This is a genomic window from Kitasatospora sp. NPDC036755 (genome assembly GCF_040636595.1).
Lineage (GTDB): Bacteria > Actinomycetota > Actinomycetes > Streptomycetales > Streptomycetaceae > Kitasatospora.
Genome location: NZ_JBEZUT010000043.1, coordinates 26,589 through 36,879, shown reverse-complemented (window position 1 = coordinate 36,879; position 10,291 = coordinate 26,589). Strand labels below are relative to the sequence as shown.

Below are 10,291 nucleotides of genomic sequence, written 5' to 3'. Positions count from 1 at the left end.
GGCACCGGCCGGGGCGGGGCCCCGGGCGGCGGCTCCCGCCAGGTCGCGTGCGGCAGCAGCAGGTCGATCCGGGGCGGCGCGAACTCCAGCAGCGCCTCGTAGGTGGCCACCGGGTCGGCCGCCAGGTCGACGACGCAGAGCAGCCCGGCGAACAGCTCCCGGTGCCGGTCCGAGCCGAGCAGCCGCACCGCCTCGGCGGTCCGCGCCCAGCTGCCCGCGCCGGAGGGCAGCCGGCGGTGCCGGTCGTGGCCGGCCCGGGTGCCGTCGAGCGAGACCCCGACCGAGACCCGGTGGCGGTGCAGCACGTCGAGCAGGGCCGGTTCGTCCAGCAGCCGCAGCCCGTTGGTCTGCACGGTGAACCGCACCCGGGGCCGGACGTCCGCCAACTCCCGGAGCAGCACGCCCAGGTGGGCCGCCCCGACGAGCAGCGGCTCGCCGCCGTGCAGCACCACGGACACCTCGTCCAGCCCGTGCTCGGCGGCGTGCTCGTCGATCCGCCGGGCGGCGCGGCGGACGGTCGCGAGCTCCATCCGCCGCGGCCGCCGACGCCAGCTCTGGTCCGCGCCCTCGTACACGTAGCAGTAGTCGCAGGCCAGGTTGCACCGACTGTGGATCTTCAGCAGGAACTGCCGGAACGGCACCATGTCCGTGAGCCTAGGGCACCGCACCTGACCGCTCGTCACACGTGCGGCGGCTCCACGTCCGAGTCCAGCCGCGTCCCGGCCCGCACCGCCTTCGTCGTCGGGTGCTCCTCCCCCAGGGTGACCCGGGCCCGCCGGATGCAGTCCGCCCGCAACTCCGCGGCCCGCTCGGTGTATCCGAGGGCGGCCAGCGACAGCGAGAGGTTGGAGTTGATGCCGATGGAGTCGTAGTGGTCCTGGCCGAGGGCCGCGGTCATCAGCGGCTCGGCCTCCAGTTCCAGCTCGAGCGCGGCCCTGAGCTCCCCGGCCAGCGCCAGGTCGTTGGCGTGGTTCATCATCGCGATCGGGATGTAGAGGTGGTGCGCGCCGAGCACGGTGCGGAACTGCGCCAGCGTGCGGCCGGACAGCTCGCGCGCCTCCGTCGTGCGCCCCGCCAGCCGCAGGTACACCGAGAGGTTGTTGGCGCCGGCCAGCGTCACCGGGTGGTCCTCACCCAGGTAGTCGCGGTACCTGGCGAGCGCCCGTTCGGCGAGCGGGATCGCCCGTCCGGTGTCGCCGAGCGCGTTGAGGTCGCTGGCCAGGTTGGTGGCGGCGGCCAGGGTGTCGGGGTGCTCGGCGCCGTTGATGTCCAGGTAGCGCTGGTAGATGTCCTCGTCGATCTCCAGGGCCTCGTGGTACCGGCCGGCCCGGCGCAGCGCCACGGCCAGGTTCTTGCGGGCGCGCAGGGTGTCGGTGTGGCCGTCGCCGATGGTCTGCTGGTAGATCCGGACGGTCTCCTCCAGCAGGTCCAGGGCCTCCCGCAGCCGCCCGGTCTCGCGCAGGTCGCGGGCGTAGTTGGAGGCCGAGGAGAGCGCGTAGAGGCTGTGCGCGCCGAGCGCGTCGCGCTGCTGGAGGTAGTTGCTGCGGTGCCGTTCCAGGGCGGCCCGGCGGTCGCCGGCCAGGTAGTCGGAGACGGCGAGGTTGTTGGTGATCATCAGGGTGCGCGGGTGGTCCGGGCCGAGGGTGCGCCGGGCGGCGTCCAGGGTGCGGCGGTCGAGCGTCCGGGCCTCGTCGTAGCGGCCGAGGAAGCGCAGGTCGGCGCCGAGGCTGTTGGCGACGGCGAGGGTGTGCGAGTGCTCCGGGCCCAGGGTCGCGGTGAAGCGGTCCAGGATGTCCCGGTCCATCTCGTACGCCTCCTGGAGGGCGCCCTGGGAGCGGCGGATGTTGCTCAGCTGGGTGCGCAGCATGAGGGTCTGGGCGTCGTTGTCGACGTCGAAGCCGGGCCCGCCGTAGCCGTCCTGGCGCCAGTGCTCCAGCGTCCGCTCGGCCAGTTCCCGGCCGGACTCGTGCAGGCTGCGCTTCCACTGGTAGCGGACCGAGTCGATGATCCACTGCCGGACGTCCTCGTCGGCGCTGTCGAGCGCCCCGGACGGCCAGAGGTGGGGCAGGAGTTCGGCGTACTCGGCCCAGTTCACGGGCACGTCCGGGTCGCCGGGGTTGGCGGTGGCGAGCGCGGCGTGGACGACGGCGCGCAGTTCGGCCCGCCGCTCCTCCTCGACCTGGTCCCGCAGCACCGCCTGGACCAGCCGGTGCACGGTGATGGTCTCGCTGCCCTGGTCGGTGCGGGCGAGCCCGAACCGGTTGATGGCGCGCAGGAACTCGCCGATCGCGAGCTTGTCGCGGGGCGCGCGCGGGGGCAGCCGCAGGGCGCGGGTGACGGCCCGGCTGTAGAGCAGCCGCATCGGGATGGCGTCCGGGCCGAAGAAGGCGCAGATCTCCAGGATCTGCGCGGCCGGGGCGTTCATCCGGCGCAGTTCCTCGACCGAGATGCGCCAGGTCGCGGCGGCCGAGTGCGGGTAGTCGGCGGCGCGCAGCCGGGTGCGCTCCAGCATCTCGGTGAGCTCTTCGTCGAGCAGTTCGAGGTAGGTGGCGATCGGCATCGACGTCTCCTGGAGCCAGACGGCGGCCTGGCCGACGGCGAGCGGCAGGTCGCCGAGGCGGTGGGCGACCTGGTCGGCGTCCTCCGGGGAGAGACTGCCGTTGAAGCGGCGCAGCAGCCGCACGCTCTCCTCGCGGAGGAAGACGTCGACCTCCACCAGGCCGGCGTGCCGGGCCCAGCCCTGGTTGCGGGAGGTGATCAGCACGTGCCCGCCGGAGGAGCCGGCCGGCTGCCAGGGGGCGAGTTCCTCGGGGGTGCCGGCGTTGTCGAAGACGAGCAGCCAGCGGCGGTACGGCTGGCCGCGCCGCAGCGCGTCGAGCACGGCGGCGGCGGTGTGGGCGACGTCGTCGCTGGTGGGCACGCCGAGCCGGGGAGCGAGTTCGGCGAGCTTCTGCGGGATGTTGGCGGGCTCCTCGGCGGGCACCCACCAGACCACGTCGTAGGCGGCCTTGAAGCGGTGCGCGTACTCGGCGGCGATCTGCGACTTGCCGGCGCCGCCGAAGCCGTAGAGCACCTGGCTGAGCACCGCGGCGGGCCCGCCGGTGAAGCGGTTGCGGAGCAGCTCCAGCAGCTTGCCGCGGCCGATGAAGGCGGCGTTGCGCGAGGGCGTCTCCTGGACCTGCGGGGCGGTGCCGGGGAACCGGGCCGGCGCGGCGAACTCCCCGCTGTCGGTCTCGGGTTGGCGGCTGCTGCCGGGCGGCGGGCCGAGTTCGGCGTAGAGCTGGGACTCGGCGCCGACCGCGGAGGAGCGGATCAGGTCGGGCACCGGCTGCCCGGCGAACGGGCGGGGCACCGGCTCATCCGGGTCCTGGAGCCGGAAGGCGACCAACGCCGTTGATCCGGAGGCCAGTTCGCGGCCCTGGAGGAGCTGCCAGACCTCGGCGGCCCGGGGCAGCGCGGTGTACTCGGGCGAGAGCAGCGCGAGCAGCCGGCCCTGGCCGTCGACCGGCCCGGCCACCTCGGGCGGGCGGGGCCCGGTGTACGGTTCGGCGGCGCTGTGCAGGGAGGTCTGGTAGCCGAAGCGGGTGAGCGTCCCGGCGGCCCACTCGGCCCACATCCGGTCCTCGGGGGCGTAGCTGACGAACACCTGGCGAGGCACCGCGCGGGCGGAGCGCAGGTAGGCGCCGTAGAGCCGGCGGCGGGTCTCGGCGGTGAGCGGGCGCAGGGTGCGGACCCGCCCGTCGGTGATCCAACCGGCCAGCCGTTCGAAGGCGTTGAGCAGGCTGCGCGCCTCCTGCGGCCGGTCGGCGACGGTGGCGGGCACCTCCTCGTAGGCGTAGAAGGGCTTGTACGGCACCTCGACGTCGGCCCAGTAGCCGGCCCGGCGGTCCCCGGCCAGCCAGCGGCCGAGGTAGGGCGCGAAGGCCTCGCGGGCGTAGTCTCGGCCGGCCTCCAGGCGCTCCTGCTCGGCGTCCTCGACCCGCATCGGCACCGGCAGGACCCGGATCGCCCGCTCCTGGGCCTCGGCGATGTCCCGGGCGGCGTCGACGCCGCCGCGGATGTTCTGGGCGCTGAAGGTGAAGCAGTCCACCACGGTGTCGGGCATCAGGACGGTGCAGATGCCGGAGGTGTCGCTGACGCCGGTGCGGCTGTCGATGAGCACGTAGTCGTAGCCGCGGGCCCAGCGTTCGCGCAGCTCGCGCAGGAACTCGCCGCCGCGGATGTCCCGTCCGTGGTAGAAGCTGCGCCAGTTGAAGCTGGTGACGGCGGCGGCGTAGGCGGCGTTCTGCCGGCCGGCGGGCAGGAAGTCGAGCCGGCCGCCGGGCGGCAGGTCGAGGGCGAGGCCGCAGACGTAGCCGTCCAGGCGGCCGGGTTCGTCCAGCCAGGCGGCCGGGGACTGCCCGACCGGCCCGGCGGCGGAGGGCAGCGCCTGCCTGACGTAGGCGCGCAGCAGGTCGATCAGGCCGTCGGTGGAGTGGAGTTCCGGGTCGACCAGCAGCGGGTGGTAGTAGCGGTGGAGGCCGGGCGCCTCCAGGTCCCAGTCGACGACCAGGACGCGCAGGCCGCGACTGGCGAGGATCCAGCCGACGTTGGCGAGCGCCATGGTGCGGCCGGTGCCGCCCTTGAAGGAGTAGAACGTGACGACCGATCCCGGTCCGCCGCGCTCCAGCTCTGCGCCGGGCTCAGTGGTCATCGTCCTGGTCTCCCCTCAGTGGGACGGCGTCGTCCTGGCCCCGGCTCTGGCCGGGCAGTTCCGGTGGAACGGGGTCGGGGTGGTGCCGCGCGGCCGGCGGACCCTGGCGCGGGTGGGGCGGGCGCGGGCGGCCGGACGGGCCGGACGGGATGGCCAGCCCGGGCAGGTCCGGGCCGTCGCCGGAGCCGGAGGTGTCGTCGCCGGAGCCGAAGCCGAAGGCGTCCCCGCCATCGTCGCCCCAATCGAGGTTGTCGTCCATGAGCTTGTTCTGGGCGACCGTCACCATGATGGTGAGGTCACTGTCGAAGCTCTCCTGGTTCACGCGCACCCGGAACAAGTGCTCCAGGTCGCTCCGGCGCAACCAGTTGCGGCGGAACACGCCGCGCACGCCGGTCCACGGCGCCTCGCGCTCCCCGTCCGGGTCGTTGCTGCCGATCGGGACCACCACACCGGTGACCGGGTGGTTCTGGTCGTCGTACTCGCTCAGCGCGGCCCGGTAGCGGCCGCTGCCGGCCACCCACGGGTCGACCAGCAGCACGCTGACCTGGCTGTCCTCCCGGGCCTGGTCGAGCTTCTCGCCGAGGCCCGGGCCGATCTCCTCCAGCGTGGTGGTGTGTCCGGCCGCGGTGATCACCTGCTGGGCGCGCACCACCAGGGACGGCTGGGTCGGCGGGTAGTAGGGCGCCCAGTGCCAGGGCTTGCTCCCGTACCAGCCGCCCGCGAACGAGCCGCCCGCGGCGGCGGCCTCCGAGGCGGACCCGGCCGCGATGAACAGCCGCACCATCCCGGGGCTGGGGGCGGGCTCCGGCGCGGCCGGGGGCGGGAAGTAGCCGCGCACCGCGCCGAGGTCGAACTCGGGCAGCTCGCCGAGCCGCCGCGCGGCCGCGTCCCGGACCCGCTCCGCGACCACCCGGACCACCTGCTCGTACGCCCCGCTCTGCGCGGTGCGCAGCAGGGCCCGCAGGCCGTGCCGGGCGTAGGCCTCGCCCATGTCCGGCTGGACCCACTGGATCTTGGTCACCTCGGCGGCCAACTCGCCCGACCCGACGGGCTCCCAGAGCACCGGGACCAGCGCCGGGACGAGCTCCCCGGTGTCCTCGTGGTGGCGCCGAACCCGGCCGCGGAAGGCCGTCCACTCCTTGCCGCAGTAGAGGCTGGCGAAGTAGGCCGGGGAGTAGAGCGCGATCATCGTCCGGCTGCGGCCCAGCATCGTGGCCAGCCGCTCGGCCCAGTCGTCGCCGAGGCGCAGCTGCTCGGTGTCGCGGAAGGCGAGTTCCTCGGCCCGGACCGCCGGGCCGACCAGACGGCCGAGTTCGTCCCGCAGGTCGTTGAAGAACTGGTTGACGAAGGCGTCCTCGGCCTCGAAGTCCCGGCGCGCGTAACTGAAGAAGAAGTACGGCCGGTGCTGTTCGTGCTCCATCACCTGTTTCCCCCCGTGCCCGACGGTCCGCGACGGCGCTGGTTTCATACCCCAGCATGTCGTGAACTCCCCTGGCCCCGCTGGCGAGTTGGCGGATTGGGCGACACGGGTGGTTTAGCCGGTGGTCAGGCGCACACGGACGGCCCACGGCACTCCGGCGCCCGGGGGCGCGCGAACGGGGAGCGCGGGGCGCATCCGCGGGCGCCGCCTGTCGGGGCCTGGCGCCAGGGGCCGGTCCGGCGGTCGAGCTAGCGGTCGAGCGCCGACTGGAAGGCCGCGAGCGGCTCCGCGCCGGGGGTCAGGGCGTCCGCGACGACGCGGCGCAGCAGGTCCCCCAGGACGGTGTCGGGCAGGGCGTCGAGTTCGTCGAGCGGCAGGGCGGTGACGTCGACCAGGTCAGAGCCGAGTCCAGCGGCGGTTTCCGCACCGGTGACGCCCATCAGTCCCTCACTCGATCGTGTCGGCACAGCGGGCTGCCGGCCGGATGTGCATCGACCCAGGTCCGCGACGGGCATCCTACACCCGCGCGGTGACGGCCCATCAGCTCCGCGCGGACGCCGCGCGGAGCCTGTGGGCCGAACGGATCACGGGCGCCACGCGGACCACGGGCGCCCGGCGGACCACCGGCGCCGCACTGACCACCGGCGCCGCACTGACCACGGACGCCGCACGGATCACGGGCAGAGCCGCTCCACCCGCCACCCCGTCGGGCCGGACGGGTCGGCGACGTAGCGCAGCCGGTCGTGCAGCCGGTTCTCCCGGCCCTGCCAGAACTCGACGCTCTGCGGGACCACCCGGTACCCGCCCCAGAACGGCGGCACGGGCACGCCCTCGCCCTCCGGGTAGCGGCGCTCCAGTTCGGCGTAGCGCTGTTCCAGGACCTCCCGGCCGCCGACCGGGCTGGACTGCTCGCTGGCCCAGGCGCCCAGCTGCGAGCCGTGCGGGCGGGTGCGGAAGTAGGCGGCGGTCTCGTCCCGGCCGACCTTCTCCACCCGGCCCTGGACGATCACCTGGCGGGCCAGCGCGATCCACGGGAACAGCAGCCCGGCGTACGGGTTGGCGGCCAGCTCGGAGCCCTTGCGGGAGCCGTAGTTGGTGAAGAACACGAAGCCGCGCAGGTCGTAGCCCTTGAGCAGGACGGTGCGCGAGCTGGGCCGGCCCTCGGCGTCGGCGGTGGAGAGCACCATCGCGTTGGGTTCCACCACCCCGGCGTCGTCCGCCTCGTGGAACCAGCGGGTGAACTGGCCGATCGGCTCGGGCGCGAGCTGCTCCTCGACCAGGCCCTCGTGGCTGTAGTGCTTGCGCATCACGGTGAGGTCCGGGCCTGGGCGGGCCTCGTCGGCCAGGGTCCGGTTGGCGGGGCTCAGGGGCGTCGACTGGGCGCGATCCGGGGTCTGCACGCCAACATCATCCCGTACGACAAGCAACGGGCGCCGCTACCTCCGGACAAACCCGAGTGGGAGATGAGGTGACCCGCGACCGCTCGGCCGTCCGTCCTGCGGGGAATTGTCCGGGGCCGGGCGTTTGGTTCCGGGGCTTCCCGGGCACGACCGGCCCGCCCGCGGGGAAGTCGAACAGCCTCACGGGAAACATCACCACGGTGGTGTATGGCGCAATGCACCCCGTGCCTGTCACTCTGGCACCGAGTGCCAAACACCATTCGGTCACTGGTGCGCCGCCCCACCACGGCGGAGCGCCGATCACAGAACAGAGGGAGCCGTCGCATGTCCGATTTCGTACCCGGGCTTGAGGGAGTCGTCGCGTTCGAGAGCGAGATCGCCGAACCCGACCGCGAGGGCGGCGCCCTGCGGTACCGCGGTGTCGACATCGACGACCTGGTGGGCAACGTCTCCTTCGGCCACGTCTGGGGCCTGCTGGTGGACGGCAAGTTCAACCCCGGCCTGCCGGCCGCGGAGCCGTTCCCGATCCCGGTGCACTCCGGCGACATCCGGGTCGACGTGCAGTCGGCGCTCGCCATGCTCGCCCCGGTCTGGGGCCTCAAGCCGCTGCTGGACATCGACGCCGAGCAGGCCCGCGACGACCTCGCCCGGGCCGCCGTGATGGCGCTGTCCTACGTCGCCCAGTCGGCCCGCGGCCAGGGCCTGCCGATGGTCCCGCAGAGCGAGATCGACAAGGCCGAGACCGTCGTCGAGCGGTTCATGATCCGCTGGCGCGGCGAGCCGGACCCGAAGCACGTCAAGGCCGTCGACGCCTACTGGACCTCGGCCGCCGAGCACGGCATGAACGCCTCCACCTTCACCGCCCGGGTCATCGCCTCCACCGGCGCCGATGTCGCGGCCGCCCTCTCCGGCGCGGTCGGCGCGATGTCCGGCCCGCTGCACGGCGGCGCGCCGTCCCGCGTGCTCGGCATGATCGAGGAGATCGAGCGCACCGGCGACGCGACCGCCTGGGTCAAGAACGCCCTGGACAAGGGCGAGCGCCTGATGGGCTTCGGCCACCGCGTCTACCGCGCCGAGGACCCGCGCGCCCGGGTGCTGCGCCGCACCGCCAAGGAGCTCGGCGCGCCGCGCTTCGAGGTCGCCGAGGCACTGGAGAAGGCCGCGCTGGAGGAGCTGCACAACCGCCGCCCCGACCGCGTGCTGGCCACCAACGTCGAGTTCTGGGCCGCCATCATGCTGGACTTCGCCGAGGTTCCGGCGCACATGTTCACCTCGATGTTCACCTGCGCGCGCACCGCGGGCTGGTCGGCGCACATCCTGGAGCAGAAGCGCACGGGCCGGCTCGTGCGCCCCTCCGCGCGCTACGTCGGCCCCGGCCCGCGCCGCCCCGAGGAGATCGAGGGCTGGGACGCCATCGCCCGCTGACCGTCCCGGGCGAATACCGGACGAGCGTCCGGACAGTGCCCCTGAGCAGCGGGTCCGGCTCCGGCCGGGCCCGCTGCCGCCCGTCCGGGGCCGGCCGGCGGGCCACCGGCGCCGCATGTCTCAGCGGGCGGACCGCCGTATCCCGGTGGGCTCCTGGCCGGTAGGCTGCGCGCGTGGCTCAGATCCAGATCCCCGCTGACATCAAGCCCGCAGACGGCCGTTTCGGCTGCGGACCGTCCAAGGTGCGCCCCGAGGCCCTGAGTGCCCTCGCCGCCACCCAGACCTCCCTGCTCGGCACCTCGCACCGCCAGGCTCCGATCAAGGACCTGGTGAAGCGCGTGCGCGAGGGCGTGAGCAGCCTGTTCTCGCTGCCGGACGGCTACCAGGTCGTCCTCGGCAACGGCGGCTCCACCGCCTTCTGGGACATCGCCGCCTTCGGCCTGGTGCGGGAGAAGTCCCAGCACCTGGACTTCGGCGAGTTCTCCTCGAAGTTCGCCTCCTCGGTCAAGGCCGCGCCGTGGCTCGGCGAGCCGACCGTGATCAAGACCGCCCCGGGCACCCACCCGCTGCCGGTCGCCGAGGCCGGCGTGGACGTCTACGGGCTCACCCACAACGAGACCTCGACCGGTGTCGCGATGCCGATCGGGCGCCCGGCCGGCGCGGACGAGGGCTCGCTGGTCCTGGTGGACGCCACCTCGGGCGCCGGCGGCCTGCCGGTGGACATCACCGAGACGGACGTCTACTACTTCGCCCCGCAGAAGTCCTTCGCCTCCGAGGGCGGCCTGTGGCTGGCCACCTTCTCCCCGGCCGCCCTGGAGCGCGCCGCCGAGATCGCCGGCTCCGGCCGCTACATCCCGCCGTTCTTCTCGCTGCCGACGGCCATCGACAACTCGTCGAAGGACCAGACGTACAACACCCCGTCGCTCTCCACCCTCTTCCTGCTGGCCGACCAGCTGGAGTGGCTGAACGGCAACGGCGGGCTGGACTGGGCGGTCGCCCGCACCGCCGACTCCTCGTCCCGGCTGTACTCCTGGGCCGAGAAGTCCTCCTTCGCCACCCCGTTCGTGGTGAACCCGGCCGAGCGCTCCCAGGTGGTCGGCACCATCGACTTCGACGAGTCGGTGGACGCCGCCGCGGTCGCCAAGGCACTGCGTGCCAACGGCATCGTGGACACCGAGCCGTACCGCAAGCTGGGCCGCAACCAGCTGCGCATCGCGATGTTCCCGGCGATCGAACCGGCGGACGTCGAGGCGCTCACCCACTGCATCGACTACGTGGTCGAGCAGCTCTGACACCGGCCCCCGGGGACACCGGGGACACGGCCGAGGGCCACCGCCGACGGGCGGTGGCCCT

Annotated in this window: 7 protein-coding genes; 2 read left to right on the top strand and 5 right to left on the bottom strand. The window is 73.7% G+C overall.

Features of this window, described 5'->3' with window-relative positions; genetic code table 11:
• The 5 genes from AB0E96_RS09635 to pdxH all read right to left on the bottom strand — a co-directional run.
• A partial coding sequence (locus tag AB0E96_RS09635; RefSeq protein ID WP_359820654.1) for a radical SAM protein occupies positions 1 to 644 on the bottom strand: 644 nt, incomplete at its 3' end.
• Between the two features lie 35 nt (positions 645 to 679).
• On the bottom strand, positions 680 to 4,693 hold the full coding sequence (gene fxsT / locus AB0E96_RS09630; protein WP_359820651.1) for an FxSxx-COOH system tetratricopeptide repeat protein: 4,014 nt from the start codon (positions 4,691 to 4,693) through the stop codon (positions 680 to 682).
• Positions 4,683 to 6,113 (bottom strand): TIR-like protein FxsC, encoded by a 1,431-nt coding sequence (locus AB0E96_RS09625; protein WP_359820648.1) that lies wholly within the window; start codon positions 6,111 to 6,113, stop codon positions 4,683 to 4,685. Before AB0E96_RS09625 ends, fxsT begins: the two co-directional genes overlap by 11 nt.
• A 248-nt stretch (positions 6,114 to 6,361) precedes the next feature.
• Complete coding sequence (gene fxsA / locus AB0E96_RS09620) at positions 6,362 to 6,553, bottom strand: FxSxx-COOH cyclophane-containing RiPP peptide (protein ID WP_359820646.1); 192 nt, start codon at positions 6,551 to 6,553, stop codon at positions 6,362 to 6,364.
• Positions 6,554 to 6,787: 234 nt separating this feature from the next.
• Positions 6,788 to 7,420 carry a pyridoxamine 5'-phosphate oxidase gene (gene pdxH / locus AB0E96_RS09615; protein ID WP_359820661.1) on the bottom strand — a complete coding sequence of 211 codons (633 nt, stop codon included), beginning with the start codon at positions 7,418 to 7,420 and terminating at the stop codon, positions 6,788 to 6,790.
• A 417-nt stretch (positions 7,421 to 7,837) separates the two neighbouring features.
• Here pdxH and AB0E96_RS09610 point away from each other — a divergent pair, with 417 nt between their 5' ends.
• Together AB0E96_RS09610 and serC are read left to right on the top strand one after the other, a co-directional pair.
• Positions 7,838 to 8,938, top strand: coding sequence for a citrate synthase 2 (locus AB0E96_RS09610; protein ID WP_355263959.1), 1,101 nt, complete (start codon positions 7,838 to 7,840; stop codon positions 8,936 to 8,938).
• A 173-nt stretch (positions 8,939 to 9,111) separates the two neighbouring features.
• On the top strand, positions 9,112 to 10,230 hold the full coding sequence (serC, locus tag AB0E96_RS09605; RefSeq protein WP_359820644.1) for a phosphoserine transaminase: 1,119 nt from the start codon (positions 9,112 to 9,114) through the stop codon (positions 10,228 to 10,230).
• Positions 10,231 to 10,291: the final 61 nt, after the last annotated feature.